The organism is Colwellia sp. 12G3 (genome assembly GCF_002836775.1).
In the GTDB taxonomy this organism is placed as follows: Bacteria; Pseudomonadota; Gammaproteobacteria; order Enterobacterales; family Alteromonadaceae; genus Colwellia.
In genome coordinates this window covers 102,980-118,573 of the sequence record NZ_PJAQ01000066.1, presented here as the reverse complement: position 1 = coordinate 118,573, position 15,594 = coordinate 102,980, and the positions used below count along the sequence as shown (strand labels likewise).

The following is a 15,594-nucleotide window of genomic DNA, read 5'->3' as shown; positions in this document are numbered from 1 at the left end:
TAGTAAACTTATGTTACATCAGGTATTCAGCCGGGTATGCCTTCTACTTTCATGTTAAAGTAACCAAAATATTTTTATTCAGTATCACGCTAAAGGACAGTAATGGCGACCATTTACGAAGTTTCAGCACTTGCAGGCGTATCACTATCTTCTGTATCAAGAGTTTTAAATGATCATGAACACGTTAGTGAAAAAACTAAAAAGAAAGTCATGGCGGCAATGGCTGAATTAGAGTATCGCCCAAATTCTGTTGCTCGCTCTTTAGCTTCCAGCCGTTCAGACAGTATCGGTGTTTTAGTTTCAGAACTTCACGGACCCTTTTTTGGTGACATGTTAAGTAGTATTGAATTAGCACTAAGAAATGCAGGCAAGCACGCTGTGATAACAGCAGGTCACAGTGATGAAGAAAGTGAAAAGGAGGGTTTAGATTTTTTAATAGACCGAAATTGCGATGCGCTTATATTATTAGTGGATGCAATGTCAGATGACGACTTAATTACACTCAGTCGAAAAAAAATACCTTTCGTTATTTTAAACCGTAATATCCCAGAAATAAGAGGAAACTGCTTTTATTTAGATAATGAATTAGGCGGCTATTTAGCCGCGAAACATTTAATAGAGTGTGGCCATAAAGATATCGCATATATCTCGGGTCCATTATCAAAACAAGATTCGACTGAACGTTTCACGGGTCATAAAAAAGCATTAATCGAAGCTAAAATTCCTTTTAACAAGGCTTTATTTTATGAAGGTGATTATCTGACCCAAAGTGGTAGAGACGGAATTAACGATTTTATCAAAAATAAAGTTTTATTCACTGCGGTAGCTTGTGCAAATGATGAAATGGCATCAGGAGCAATGAGAGGCGCAAGAGATAATAATATTGACATTCCTTCTGACTGCTCAATTATTGGTTTTGATAACGCTTATTTTACCGAGTATTTATTTCCTCAATTATCGACAATTAACAACCCGATTAAAGCAATGGCAAAAATGTCCACACAATGGATATTAAAAAATGTGTATAAGCAAAAAGACCTAGATATAAAGAATTTATTTTCCCCTGAACTCATTAAAAGAGAATCTGTGGTAAAAGTGCTTGCAGGGATAAAAAAATAATCGAATTTTTTTGGTCGCTTTAAAAAGCACAAATTAAATGACGGTCCTCCTACTGTATGTATACGCCTATTCATACAGTAGATTAGTGTAGCAGCAAGAATCTTGCCGTATAGTCAGCTCCGCGTCATTCTCGGTTGAATTATCAGTAGTCTGGGTTTTAAGCGAGAAGCTAAGCTAGTTTAACATTGCGTCTGCGCCGTTAACGCCAAGATATTTTGCTGCGCATCAATAAGTTGCTTACTTACTAGCTTTTGGTGCTTAATCGCCTCATCAAGAACGATGAGGTGCATGGCATTATTTTTCTCTGCCACCATGACATTAGTTTCACCACTAATAATAGCTTGAACAGCAGCCACGCCCATTTTTGTTGCTAATATTCTATCTTTAGCAATAGGTGAGCCACCTCGTTGAATATGCCCGAGAAGACAAGCGGTACATTCAATGTCAGCTTGTTTATTTAATTGTTTAGCCAGCTCAAAAGCGCCACCAGGCCAAAGGTTTTCTGCAATAACAATAATATAACTACCGTGACGATTTTTTTGTGCCGTTTTAATTTCGTTAGCTAACTGCAATAACCTCACTTGTTGATCATCGACAGGGAAATTCTCAAAAGAGAGCACTTGCTCAGCGGCACAGGCAATACCGACATTAAAGGTAATATGACCGCTGTGACGCCCCATCAATTCAACAATAAATATTCGCTCAAAAGCATCGGCGGTATCACGAATCTTATCAATCGCTTCTATGCCCGTATTAACGGCTGTAGCAAAGCCAATGGTGTAGTCAGTACCATCTAAGTCATTATCTATCGTCCCAGGAATACCAATCATCTGACCCGGCCAATATTGTTTAAGCGCCAGCAAGCCAGAAAAAGAGCCATCACCACCTATGACGACAAGGGCATCGATATTGTGTGCATTTAACGTGTTTGCCGCTAACTTTAAGCCTTTCTCTTCATGCATTAACTGACAGCGAGCACTCTTTAATATTGTGCCACCTAGGTGGATGATGCTATTTACCTTTACCAAGGTTAATGATTCAGCCATGGCAATATGCTCTTCACATACTAAGCCGTTAAAACCATGATAGAAACCAATCACCTCTATATGATGGTGGTGAGCTGCTAACACAACCGCACGAATAGCGGCGTTCATTCCTGGCGCATCACCACCACTGGTTAAAATACCAATTCGTTTGATTTTTATCGCTGTATTGCTAGTGATAACTCAGTCCTTCTAATCAATTATTCGATATATTTCCCACTTGGGCGTGCCAGAAACCACATGGGGCTCCAAGGTTTTACTCCAAGCTTTATGTTCTTCAATATCACCTAGTTTCTGCCAAGCATCATTGAGGTCGGTCAAACTTTCTATCGTTATTTCCGAAATAATACTCGACTCAAGCGCGCCAACAGAGCCTACTAAAATTCTAGAGTTATCTTTAGTCCAACCTATTTGAGAACCTATTTCTTCAAACCACTGAGTTAATGACTCTACTACTTCTGGTTTGTGGCCAAATTTAGCATCAATACACCATTTTGCGATCATCATAGTAATTCCTCCAATCTAATAAAAAACACTTATTAAGTTATGCATAGAAGCATAATTTCACCTCACAAGTATGATTCATCTGACTGGGATTTCCATTTTCACCCTGATTTAACGTTTGATAATTTGTAACAATAAAAACAAAATGAATATAACGAATCCCTAAGAAGAATAACTGACTCGAACGGGAATAGTTAACACCCGTTTGCCTTTATGTTTGAGCCAAAAATAAATCAGCACAAAGGTTAATAAAGCAAGGGCAATGGTGATACTAGAACTAACAGGAGTAACCAAAAGAGTACCAACTTGATAAGATAAGGTTGCTACTAAATAAGCAAAAGTAAAACTCCAAATCGCGGCAAATCCTGCCCAACGACTACCTACTTCATTTTTAATTGCTCCCATTGCCGCAACGCAAGGTGTATAAAGTAAGATGAATAATAAATAGCTAAAAGCGCCTAACTGACTGACAAAAGCTAACTGCATACGCTGATAAGTAGTTAATTCAACGCCTTGTTCTTGTGCTGCAAGATTTAAGTCACTGATTTCACCAACACTGAAACCTAAAGGATCATCTGGGGCAATACCTAATAAATTTTCTTTTATACTGGCAGTAGCATCCTGCCAACTTTGTGATAACGATGGCTCGGCTTCGCCCTCTGAAGCATGTGGGGAGTATAAATTATTAAAGGTAGCAACCAGCACTTCTTTGGCAAATATTCCGGTGATAATCCCTACGCCTGCTTGCCAGTTATCTTCTTGAACGCCCATAGGTGCGAGTAGGGGCATAACTATTTTTGCCCCTTGGCTTAATACCGAGTTTTCACTGTCTTGGTTACCAAATTGACCATCAGTGCTAATAGAATTCAAAAAGTTTAATAAACACACCACAATCACGATAGTTTTACCTGCACCAGTGACAAAACTACTGGTACGCTGCCACACTCGCTTACTTAGATTGCTAATTTTTGGCATCTCATAATTAGGTAATTCCATAATATTTAATGAGGTAGAGCCTGATAATACCGTTTTCTTTAATAAGAAGCCGGTAAATATAGCGGCGGCAATACCCACTAAATACAATAAAAACACTAAATTTTGACCGTTATCAGGAAAAAATGCTGCAGCAAATAGCGCATAAACAGGTAACCTTGCGCCACATGACATGAAGGGCGACATCATTACGGTGGTAATACGTTCTCGTTCACTATCAAGAATTCTTGCTGACATTACCGCTGGAACAGTACAGCCAAAGCCGACAATCAAAGGAACAAAAGCTTTACCGGGTAAGCCAATTTTTTGCATGACACTGTCTACCACAAAGGCAGCACGCGCTAAATAACCTGAACTTTCAAGTAGTGATAAACCAATAAATAAACAAGCAATTACCGGTATAAACGTCGCCACTGTTTGCAAACCACTACCAAAGCCTTCAACGATTGTCAGGATCCATTGCGGTAAATCTAACGGCGCGAGAAAGTGCAGCGGGTAAGCAACAAATAAGGTACCACTGAGAATATCGAAAAAATCGATAAAGGCACTACCAACATTGATGGCAAACATAAAGAGTAAGTACATCACGCCAAGAAATACCGGCACGCCCATTAATGGATGTAACACAACCGTATCAATTTTTTCTGAAAAGGGCTGATTGGCCGAAGCGGGATTGGCAAAAGCAGCGTTAGTTGCATCAACACTACTGACACGGGCAAGCATATCGCTGATGTAATCATAACGGGCTTGCATTGCCTTAACGCTTTTTTTAGGTTGTAGTTTTTGTTCTTGAGTTTCTTCTAAGCGAGCACTATCAACAATGTTTTGATGATTGGCAGATATCTTAGCTGTCATTTGACCTAATGCCAGTTGCACTTTTGCTAAGGCATCATTCTTTTGCGCGCTAATAGCAATAACAGGGCAACCTAATTCGGTTGCTAGCTGAGAGATATCAATATCTAAATGCTTTTGACGATCAGTTTTATTAAGTACCACTATCATAGGTACGCCCAACTCGAGCAACTGACTAGTTAAATAAAGTTGGCGACTCAACTGATTAATATCAACAACATTGACTAAGCAATCAATATCATTATCTTGTAAAAAGGATTGGGAAATAGTGAGGTCTTTACCTTGCTCTGCATGGCTTTCCAATGAACTTAAGCCAGGTAAATCGGATAAATAGGCTGCTTGCTTATTTAAGGTAAAACTCGTTTTTTTAGCGGCAACCGTTACACCAGACCAATTGCCTACGTTTTGCTTACTTTGCTTTTTATTACTTGGGTTATCGGATAATAACAGATTAAATAAAGTGCTTTTACCTGAGTTGGCAAAGCCAACCAGTGCGAAATGTTTTGATTGTTTCACGGAAAGATTCTTTTGAGGTTGCTTACTATTCATTAATTAATTAGAAATTAACGCCAATTTGCTCTGCGATAGTACGTTGAATACTAATTTTAGTATTGTGTAAACGAAACGCCATAGGACCATTAAAGGGAGCCTTGTGTGCTAATGATACGTGTGATCTGAGCGTAAATCCTTGTTCAATCAATTGAGCGGCGATAGCTTCATCTTTAGGCAAAGCACTAATTTTGGCTGGTTTATTAAGGGGAAGTTCGGCTAGGGTCATGATATAAATCCAAAAGATAAATCGATCTTACTCAAGGTCGTAACCTAAGAGCAAATGATAATTACTATTATTTAGATTGTAGCAGTTAGTCCACAAATACAAAAGTAAAAGCTGGGCTACTCACTTGATATTGATCAAGTTATATCATTTCTATTAAGTGTGTGATCTTGTTATGCGTAAAGAGCATAAATCAAGGCTGGCGCGGTAAGGATATTTTAACCTGCCCAAGTGGCTAATAATTAAATGTTGTGGTATTAATTTTTATAAAAAATCCAAGCGACACCAAATCCTAATGACCAGTTACTGTGTTGTTTTATTAGAGGACTCGCCTCATATTCAGCCCCAGATAAATAATAATAACGCGCAAAGCCGCCCAACCACCAATCATTAACTTTATAGGTTAAGCCAACTGAAATATCGCTACCCGCATAACCACCATCACTTTGATAAGTTTGCCGAGCTGTTTGTTGGTACTGTGGGGAGACGCCATAATAGTAATTAATATACTTACTATCGGAAAAATTGACATTAGCGCGCGTAGTAAACTCAAACTCGCCTTTGCCTTGATTGAGCCAAGGAGAAGAAAATGCCTGTTGATAGGTAATACTTGGTCCGTAGCGCCAACCAGCATTAGTGAAGGAGCTAAAATCGGTAGCGGTCGCTTTACGGGTAAAAAATTCCGCATAAAAGTAACTGCTTTGTTGTGGGTCACCGGTAAAGTAATACTTGATGGAGGGACCTAACTCAAACACCCAATCAAGATCGGGCATATCTTTTCGTGCTAGGTTGTCTTCACTGTTCACCTTTACTCCGCCCGACGCCGAAAGGTCTAAGTAAAAGTTATTATCCTGCCAAAGCTTACCGGTAAACTGATTACGGTCCACTTTAAAGTCATCATCTAGATAATAGAAATATGGAAGCGGTACAACATAACTATCAGATTGGTCTGAGCCGAGGTATTGCGGCAAATGCATAGCAAAAGCACCAATACCCACTTCAATTATCGCCTCGGATTTTGACTCTTCATTTTGCTTAGCCTGACTAGGATAAACAAATAAAAGTAATATGAATAATAAAAGGCTCACATGTTGAGACATAAACTTAATCTTCGGTATAACGTTTGAATATTAATGAGGTATTAATACCGCCAAAGGCAAAATTATTACTCATTACATAGTTTGTATTGATCTGACGTCCCTGCCCTTGAATATAATCTAAATCGCCACATTCGGTATCTATCGACGTTAAGTTGATAGTTGGCGCAAACCAATTATCCGTCATCATATTAATACTGGCCCACGCCTCAATACTGCCACAAGCACCTAACGTATGACCTAAGTAACTTTTTAATGAGCTGATGGGAACTTTGCCCATAACATTTGCTGTAGCAATTGTTTCGGCAATATCACCTTTTTCGGTGGCGGTACCATGGGCATTTACATAGCCAATAGCAGAGGCCTCGATATTTGCGTCGGCTAATGCTTGATCCATTGCGACTCTCATGGTCTGTGCTGTTGGTTGAGTCACATGAACGCCGTCTGAATTACAACCAAAACCGACTACTTCAGCCAATATCGTCGCACCGCGTGCTTTTGCATGTTCGTATTCTTCAAGGATCAACGTACCTGCACCTTCACCAATAACTAATCCATCACGGTCTTTATCAAAAGGCCTTGGTGTTAATTTTGGCGTGTCATTCTTAATACTCGTGGCATATAACGTATCAAAAACTGCTGCTTCGGTTACACAAAGCTCTTCAGCTCCGCCAGCAACCATCAGCTTCTGTCGACCAAACTTTATCGCTTCATACGCATAACCTATGCCTTGAGAGCCTGAGGTACACGCAGAGCTAGTGGTTATCACTCGCCCTTTCAAGCCAAAATAAACACCGACATTCACAGGCGCAGTATGTGACATCATTTTAATATAACTGGTCGCAGTAACGCCGGTCATATTACCATTTTCTAACATTTGACCAAAAGATATTAGTGGCTCTGTTGAACCAATAGAAGAGCCATAAGAAATACCCGTATTACCATCGGTTAGTGCAGGATCGTCAAGTAAATTAGCCTGTTCAAGCGCCAACTCTGTTGCGCGAGTTGCCATTAAAGAAACTCGCCCCATAGAGCGAACTTGTTTACGTTTATAATGCGCTGGTTTTTCAAAGTGATTAACAGGTGCTGCCACTTGGGTATTCAAGCCGTCCATCTTGCTCCATTGTGGCATTAGCTGTACAGCATTTTCGCCTTTAATTAAGGCCTCTTTAAATGTTGACCAATCATCACCTAATGCGGTGATTACTGACATACCTGTAACGACAACTCTGTTCATTTTCTTTCCTGCACGGTTATATTTTTCAATTAGTTTTCTAACTGATTTTTCTAACTAAAGCTAATATTTTAAAAGAAATACTTATCTTTAATACTATTATTCTCAACCAATAATGCCGACCTTTAAGTTGTAGGAGGTAATTCAAAGGCAAAAGCACGGAGTTGACGTTAGTCAATGAGTACTTTTAACGCATGAATTACCTTACTAAAACGACAAGGTCGAGATTATTATGCCATACCTCCGTTTACGGATATAACCTGTCTTGTTATGTAAGCTGCGCCATCAGACATTAAGAAGCTCACCGTATGAGCGACTTCTTCGGCTGTGCCTGCACGCTTTAACGGGATCATTTTTTTGATTTCATCCATAGGTAAGTCATCAGTCATACCGGTATCAATTAAACCCGGTGCTACGCAATTAACGGTAATCTTCCGTTTTGCCAACTCGAGTGATAACGCTTTAGTTGCGCCAATAACGCCAGCTTTTGAGGCACTGTAATTTACTTGACCGCGATTACCAATAACACCAGACACTGAAGCCATAGTAACAATTCTACCGCCACGTCTCGTTTGTACCATAGGCATCACTAGCGGGCGTAATACATTGTAAAAGCCATCTAAGTTAGTATGAATGACATTATCCCACTCATCATCAGTCATTGCAGGGAAAGCCGTATCCGCGGTAATACCGGCATTACATACTACGCCATAGAAGACTTCATTTTTTTCAACATACGATTCCAATGCAGCTTTGGTTGCTGCTCTATCGCTGACATCAAACTGTAATAGGTCGGCATTACCGCCTAGCGCGACAATTTCACTAATCGTTTGCTCTGCGTCTGCAACACCAGAGCGGCAATGTACGGTAATAGCGAAACCATCTTGTGCTAATTTCAAAGCAATTGCTTTGCCTATTCCTTTACTTGAACCTGTTACTAAAATGCGTCTAGACATTATTTTTCCATTTTTTTTTGTTTTATTAAACTGACTACTGCTTAACTTAATTTCGTATTACGAGGTACTACTTAAGATTGTTCTGCCAAAAAAGCATTAGCATCTTGCGGTTGAAATATGTTTATTTTCGCCTCAGCCACGCGTTTCCCGTCATGTTCAATAAAACAATCAAAAGCTGACAAGCCTGATTCTTCAGCATACAGTTGCTCAATTGATACTATAAGTTGCATGCCTAAGGTAAATTCACTGACAAATACTTTCAGTTTTCGGCTACTGACTAAAAAACCTATGGCGACTTTACCACCTTGATCTTTTTCATTGGCATTAGCAAAAGCGGCAATACTCTGCGCCATATATTCAATGGCAACATAACTTGGCACACTTTGCGTAGAGTCATTATAAAAATTACTTTTGCTCGTTATTTTCAGCGAACATTGGGCAATAAGATCACTGTACGCGACTAACTCATCGATGAGGATCATCGGGTGTTTGTGTGGTACAACGGCTTCAATCGGGTAACTATTTTTTTTCATGGTCATATAAAACTTATACTTTTATCGTATTTATAATTTAGCGTCTTTAGGCTTAACGCCCAATGAGTACACTGACGTTGTTACCACCAAAAGCAAATGAATTTGATAAACAACATCGAATCGGGCTAGTTTTCTTATCACCTATGGCAACAAGCTTAAGCGCTGGCATGCTCTCATCAATAACATGGTCCCAAACCTGTGGAGCATAGCTATAGTTTCCCTCGTCATCGCCCTCTTGACAAAGTAACAACCAACATAAGCCAACTTCGGTAGCGCCTGCAGCCCCAAGTGTATGACCAATAAGTCCTTTGCTTGAGCTACAAGGTATTTCTTTACCAAACACATGCGCAACTGCGGCCGCTTCCATAGCGTCATTTTTTGGTGTTGCCGTGCCATGCAAATTAATATAATCAACATCACTTGCCTTAATGCCAGCTTCGGCAAGTGCACTTTGCATCGCGACAATGGCCCCTTCACCTTCTGGGTGCGGTGCTGACATATGATGAGCATCACTTGATTCACCTACGCCCAATAATCTGACACTATGTGAAGAGCTTGCTTCATCTTTAGTTAAAATAGCTAAAGCAGCCGCCTCGCCAATGTTAATACCATCACGATTAGCACTTGAAGGCTGGCATGTTCCGCTAGCGGTAGAGTTAAGTGCATAAAAGCCGTTTACTGTCATACCACATAAAGTATCGACACCACCAACGATAGCGGCATCAGCCATACCGGCATCAATGATTTCGCTCGCCGTTTTAAAGGCTTTAGCGCTTGATGAACACGCAGTAGAAATGGTCAAACAGATGCCTGTTGTTGCCAGTTCTTCACTGATAAATTCAGCTAAGTTATAAATTTCTTGTTGACGATAATCATAGTGCTCAGGAAATTCACCTTGCTGTTGCAGCACTTGCATGGCTTGCTCACCTTCACTAATACCTGAAGTACTGGTACCAACGATAATAGCAACACGATCAGCGCCTAAACGTTCAATCAACGCTTGAGCTTGCGCTTTAATTTGATTAAGTGCCAACGCGGCTAATTGATTATTTCTACTTTGTAAATGTTTAGGCTTATCACTTAAGTCAGGTAATGACTCTGTTACGTCAGCTACGGTAATAGGTCCTTCAAGTAATAAATTTTCGACACAGCTCAAGCCAGATTGTGAACCAGCTAATAGCTTACTCTTAATCGTTTCTTTGTCGCTACCTAGCGCATTCACTAGTGCAAAATCATTAATGTATAACGTTTCTTTCATAAGCGTTTTCTTTCTACTTGTTTATTACTATTTGTTACGGCTTTAATACAGCCGTTAAATCATTATCAGTTAAACGAGTAATCAGTAAACTATAGCCCGCACTGAGTTGTTCAAAGCTGATTTCTTTTGCTTGATAGCGGATAATTATAATCACTTCACCTTGATGATAAAAGCGTCGCGTTTTAATTTTTATGCCTGTGATTGAATTTGGCACTATTTTTTCATCAACACTCATGTTCTTTGCCAAAGCTGGGGCAATGCTATTTATTGGCCAATTGACTATCTGCAGATCATGAAGTACCTGTTTAGCATCGAAGTGTTTCGCCACTGTCAGCTCACTTTTAACCGCTTGACTACCACCGTGCCAACTCGCTTGAGCAAGCGGTATACCATCAAAGCTCATCGCGGCAATATTAATACCTTGTTTAGAAAGCTCTGTTTGTAGCAGCATGCTTTGCTTAGCATAACCACTTACTTTATCTGTTGATGCTTTAGCTGAGTTTTGACTACTGCTTTTACTGCTAGTAGATTTATCAAATGAGAAGGTGAATTTTTCTAACCAAACCCTGTTTTGTAATGCATTAGGCACAGGCAATAACGGCATAATTTTTGAGTATACATTAGCATTATGACTAGGACTTCCTTGGGTCAATACACTACAAGCCGTTAAGAAAATCAAGCTAGAGACCATGATGAGTAATTTTATACTTTCATTAAACTTTACCAGCACTTTAGTACCTTCAATGGCTATGTTTACCCTTGCTAATAGCTGTATCGACATAAGTTACTCTATTTTGCCACGACGGTAGTTTGTTCATCTTGGCATATTTCTGCCAATACATTTAAACGACGTTTAGTATTACTCACATAAGGATTTTTTTCATCCCAAGCATAACCCGCTAATATTGAGCAAATCATAGGTTTAATATCGGTGTCTTCATCAGAGAAAAATATAACGTCTTGCAAGCTAGTATCATACCAAGACATAACAAAGTGCTTAAACGTTTCAATACCTTTAGATAAAGGTAAGCTGTAATCATTATCCCAATCTACTGTTTTATTGGATAATTGTTGATCTACTACTTCTGCCGCTAACATGGCTGAATGCATAGCAATAGTAACACCTGACGAAAATACTGGGTCGAGAAACTCACCAGCATTGCCTAATAAAGCAAAATTTTCACCATGCAAAGAACTGACATTGGCAGAGTAACCACCAATAGTTCGTACTGGCGCAATGATCTCTGCTTTAGCGAGTAATTTTGCTAGGTTGGCATCTTCATTAATATACTGCAAAAGTGTTACCGCTAATTGCTCGCTAGTCAGATCGGTTTGCTTGGTGTCATTAAAGTAATGATCTTCACCAACAACACCAATACTTGCTGTGCCATCACTAAAGGGTATTAGCCAATACCAAACATCCGCTTTAGTAGGATGCACTGTGATTAATATTTTATTACGATCGAAGTTTTCCCCAATCGATGTTTGAGCGATGTTATCTTTAAAATGGGTGAATATGGCTTTTCTATTGGTTAACACGCTATCTTTTTCTAGCTTTAAGAGTCGCGGTAATACGCGACCAAAACCACTGGCATCTAGAGTAAATTGGGCATTAATCTGATAATCCCCTTCCGGCCCTTTCACCGACAGCGAAGTACCTTTTTTAGTTGATTCAAAGGCAGTTACACTATGACCATAGCGAATTTCGGCGCCTTGCTTTTGTGCTTCATCAGCGAGTAGCTTGTCAAAATCAGCACGCTTAACTTGAAAAGTAGTACCTGTACCTTGAGTAAATTTTTTGGTGAAGTCAAAATGACAATCATCACCATCGCGATGAAAGGCCGCACCATTTTTAAATTGAAAACCCAATTTTTCGGCATTAGCTAATAGCGCATCAAGCATATTGGCTTGCTCAATCATTTCCATACAGTGCGGTAATAAGCTTTCGCCAATAGAAAAACGTGGGAAGTGCTCACGTTCAAGAATACACACCGACCAACCCTTTTGCATTAACAAACTAGCGGCAATGGCACCCGATGGACCCGCACCGATAATAGTAATATCGAACATATTGGCTTTACTCATGAATCATTCCCTTATTAATCTTCGACTGTCCGTTTGCGAGAGTAACAATTGGCGCTAAAATGAAGGTAAAAAACACGCCAATAAATACCGTTAAGCCAAAACTGCTTATCGCGGTCATACTACTAAGCATTAAAATAGCAAACACAAATACCGAGCTTAATGCCGACATTACAGTAGTTAAAGTCACTTTTTTATGTAATCCATGTTCTGCATAAAACACAGAATAATCAAGTCCTAACGCTAAAATCAAAATACCCGCAACTAAATTAAATATGGTTAACTGTTCTTGTAAATAAAAGCTAAATAATAAAGCTAGCATTAATGAAAACACCGGTGTTGCTACTGCTAATAGTGCGACTGGCAAGCCATAACGGGTGATAAACACCAGTAAAGCGGCAACCACAGCGGCCAATATCACCCAAATAAGGTGTTGACTAAATTGGGTCAGTTGCGCTGAGATACTGCCAGCTTTATCAATTAAGATCACTTGCCCTGCAGTGCTTTGTTCAATGTCCATTTGCGCAGCGATGTCGGTTAATACAGCCGTATTTTTCACACCCGCTAAGCGTACAACAGAGAAAAAGGCATTATCACGTTGTAGCCACTGATTTTTATACATTTTACCCAAGTGACTTTCTAGCCAGTCTGCGGGTAATAATGGCGTAAATGTTTGCTCAAATTGCCAATCACCTTGAATTAACATGCTTTGCAAATTCGCCATTTTACCCTGCTCGATAGCTTGGCTCAGCAAAAGTTTGTTAGACTCTTGCTTTGCTATTGAGGGTAACCATTGACTCACGGCGGAAAAGCCAGCTAACTGCGCTTGCTTCACTATCGGCGTTAGCTTAGTGACTAACTCCTCTTCTAAAACGAGGAGTGATTGCGATGAATTGGCTTGCAGTAAAAAGTATTGTAAATCCCACTTTTGCTTTAATACCGCTTTGACTTTTGTTTCACTGGCTTGTAATTGTGCATCTGCGGTGTAGTAACGGCGGATATCATTATCAAACTCTACTAAGGTCATTGCTAGCATAGCGCCAGCAAAGAGAGTAATAGCGAAAATTTTATAATGAGCCACTATAGCGACAAAGCGTTGTTGCAGTTTGTTTAGTCTTTTAGCGAATGAAGGGATAGCCGTATTATTTTCATTGTTGCTTTTAAGTAGCGGTAAAAATAAAGGATATAACAGTAACACCGTGATCAGAGCGCCCAATAAGCCAAACAAAGTAAAGACAGCAATATGTTGAAACAAGGCAAATGGCGCTAAGAGTAACAAAGAATAACCAGCTCCCGTAGTTAGGTAACTCATCAGTAAAGAGGACCGAATAATGGCCAGTGGTTGCTTATGAGTACTTGACGTAAATTGGGTGAACTTTAATTGTGTTAACGCATGAAAACTGTAATCCGCAGCAATACCAATAAGGGTAACGGAAAATATAAGCGCAATGACACTGATTTGCGCATAAAACAACGATAGCGCTAAATAACCATAAACAAAACTAATGCCAATGAGCGTGAACGTGGCCAACATAGCGGTAATATTACGATAGACTAAAGCGATGAGTAACAAGGTAGCAAATAACGAAATGCCACCATATAACATCATTTCACCTTGCCCAGTGCTACTGGCTTTACTGGTATAAAAAATAGCACCAGTGTACAGATACTCTACTTTATCATCGGCTATAGCTTGCTGGTCTAAGCTATTCTGGCCTAGGGCTTGCTCGGTTAGATTTTTCTCGTTAAGAGCTTTTTGACCTATGATTTTTTTAAACTGGCTGACAAATTGCTGAGACGTATTGATATTTATACCATCACTGTCAGTACTAAAAGAAACTAAAACATAGTGCTTATTTTGAAATTGACTGACCAAATGTTCATTTTTAAAACTAAGTGCAGAGCTACCAAACATAGGACGAGATAGATAATCAGCTAACGCTAGGTGTGGCGCTTGTTCAATGGTTAAGCTGACGGTTTGGTTTGCCACTTGATTCAACAAAGAAAATTGATAACTAAAAAGTTCTTCGTTAGATCCTTCGGTTAGCAGTCGCCTCATTTCTTGGCTAAGCAATTGCTGTTTAAAGGGTAAGTAGTCGTTACTGATATCGCTCAATTGCGCCATCTTTGAAAAGTTAACTTGTACAGATGAAACCAAAGGCAAACTGCTTAGCTTTTTAGCAAATAAGTCAGCCTGTTTAATTGCAATATCAAGACGTGAAGCGCCAACGAGCACAATGTTGCTCTTACTGGCTGCTTGGGAGATTTGCTCAGTCACCTGTTTTTGAACCACTACATCATTATCGCTACTATCACTAGCAAGAGAGCTATCAAAAAGTGAAGTTAAATCGGCATTGATCTTCAGCGGCGAGCCTAAGAAATTAGTGCTATTAAATTGACTAAGTATCAGTAAAAAAAGTACCAGTAAAAATTGTACTGTCCATAAAATGGCTTTGGTGGCAGTGCTAAGTGTCGGCAACTTAGCGAGCATTCATTGTTCCACTTTGACTTGTTGACCGCTTAAGTGCTTCGAGATCACTGGCAATGAACGCATCCTGACTTAACGTCATAGTGATAACGGTTTTATCGCCTTTACTGTCCGTTAAGGTGATCTGTCTTTGCTGTTGCGGGCTGCTAGATTCGGTAGCTTCATTAACTAAGCATAAATCTACTTGCCTGAATAACTGTTTAAGTTGCCCCGACTTAGGCGTTAACTCTAGACAACTAGCTTTTGCGCGGCTCTTCAGCTGCCAGTCATCTGTATTGACTTTTCCAGTAAAAATAGTCGATAAGATTGCTGAAAACTCGGCACTATCGGTGAGTAATTGATAATTTTCATCAAGGGATAAACGACGATAAATAGCGTCAGGGGTTAGCAATAATGCAGAAAATACTGGTTGCTGTGTTTGCCATAATGCAGACTCACCTTTAACAATAAAGTATCCCATTGAGGTTATAGGCACTGACATAAAGCTAAAGTGTTTTTGCTGAGTAAATTGGCCCTTGCCTTGATTAACAGCCAACTTTTTAAGTAGATCAACAATCTCTTTTGAGGGTTTGACCTTTACTTCGCTATCCGTTTGGAGCTCATCAGTACTGACTTCTTTAACCACTGATTGGGCATATGACTGCGCAGGCATGAAACTAA

At 39.7% G+C, this 15,594-nt stretch carries 14 protein-coding genes; 1 reads left to right on the top strand and 13 read right to left on the bottom strand.

Features of this window, described 5'->3' with window-relative positions:
• The first annotated feature begins 102 nt into the window (after positions 1-102).
• On the top strand, positions 103-1,119 hold the full coding sequence (locus CXF71_RS14895) for a LacI family DNA-binding transcriptional regulator (RefSeq protein ID WP_101233740.1): 1,017 nt from the start codon (positions 103-105) through the stop codon (positions 1,117-1,119).
• Positions 1,120-1,298: 179 nt separating this feature from the next.
• On the opposite strand, the gene CXF71_RS14890 is transcribed toward CXF71_RS14895, so the two are convergent.
• From CXF71_RS14890 to CXF71_RS14830, 13 genes are all read right to left on the bottom strand, one after another.
• Positions 1,299-2,318, bottom strand: a complete 1,020-nt coding sequence (locus tag CXF71_RS14890; protein WP_442871939.1) for a 6-phosphofructokinase — start codon at positions 2,316-2,318, stop codon at positions 1,299-1,301.
• 36 nt (positions 2,319-2,354) lie between these two features.
• Complete coding sequence (locus CXF71_RS14885) at positions 2,355-2,669, bottom strand: hypothetical protein (protein WP_101233738.1); 315 nt, start codon at positions 2,667-2,669, stop codon at positions 2,355-2,357.
• Positions 2,670-2,828: 159 nt separating this feature from the next.
• Entirely contained in the window at positions 2,829-5,027 is a 2,199-nt protein-coding gene (gene feoB, locus CXF71_RS14880) for a ferrous iron transport protein B (RefSeq protein WP_101233737.1), read from the bottom strand.
• A gap of 40 nt (positions 5,028-5,067) precedes the next feature.
• A complete protein-coding gene (locus CXF71_RS14875) occupies positions 5,068-5,289 on the bottom strand; it encodes a FeoA family protein (protein WP_101233736.1) in 222 nt (73 codons plus the stop codon).
• 254 nt (positions 5,290-5,543) lie between these two features.
• On the bottom strand, positions 5,544-6,386 hold the full coding sequence (locus CXF71_RS14870; protein ID WP_101233735.1) for a MipA/OmpV family protein: 843 nt from the start codon (positions 6,384-6,386) through the stop codon (positions 5,544-5,546).
• Between the two features lie 4 nt (positions 6,387-6,390).
• Entirely contained in the window at positions 6,391-7,620 is a 1,230-nt protein-coding gene (locus CXF71_RS14865) for a beta-ketoacyl-ACP synthase (RefSeq protein WP_101233734.1), read from the bottom strand.
• 227 nt (positions 7,621-7,847) lie between these two features.
• Positions 7,848-8,573: a 3-oxoacyl-ACP reductase FabG gene (gene fabG / locus CXF71_RS14860; RefSeq protein WP_101233733.1), complete on the bottom strand. Its 726-nt coding sequence runs from the start codon at positions 8,571-8,573 to the stop codon at positions 7,848-7,850.
• A gap of 71 nt (positions 8,574-8,644) precedes the next feature.
• The gene (locus CXF71_RS14855) at positions 8,645-9,112 is read right to left on the bottom strand and encodes an ApeP family dehydratase (RefSeq protein WP_232771503.1); all 468 of its coding nucleotides are present in this window, start codon (positions 9,110-9,112) and stop codon (positions 8,645-8,647) included.
• A gap of 46 nt (positions 9,113-9,158) precedes the next feature.
• Positions 9,159-10,364: a beta-ketoacyl-[acyl-carrier-protein] synthase family protein gene (locus CXF71_RS14850; protein ID WP_101233732.1), complete on the bottom strand. Its 1,206-nt coding sequence runs from the start codon at positions 10,362-10,364 to the stop codon at positions 9,159-9,161.
• A gap of 34 nt (positions 10,365-10,398) precedes the next feature.
• On the bottom strand, positions 10,399-11,145 hold the full coding sequence (locus tag CXF71_RS14845; protein ID WP_101233731.1) for a DUF3261 domain-containing protein: 747 nt from the start codon (positions 11,143-11,145) through the stop codon (positions 10,399-10,401).
• A gap of 8 nt (positions 11,146-11,153) precedes the next feature.
• Positions 11,154-12,449: an NAD(P)/FAD-dependent oxidoreductase gene (locus CXF71_RS14840; protein WP_101233730.1), complete on the bottom strand. Its 1,296-nt coding sequence runs from the start codon at positions 12,447-12,449 to the stop codon at positions 11,154-11,156.
• A complete protein-coding gene (locus CXF71_RS14835) occupies positions 12,442-14,937 on the bottom strand; it encodes a hypothetical protein (protein WP_101233729.1) in 2,496 nt (831 codons plus the stop codon). The genes CXF71_RS14840 and CXF71_RS14835 overlap by 8 nt, the downstream gene beginning before the upstream one ends.
• The gene (locus CXF71_RS14830; RefSeq protein ID WP_157826775.1) at positions 14,927-15,586 is read right to left on the bottom strand and encodes a hypothetical protein; all 660 of its coding nucleotides are present in this window, start codon (positions 15,584-15,586) and stop codon (positions 14,927-14,929) included. The genes CXF71_RS14835 and CXF71_RS14830 overlap by 11 nt, the downstream gene beginning before the upstream one ends.
• Positions 15,587-15,594 lie beyond the last annotated feature (8 nt).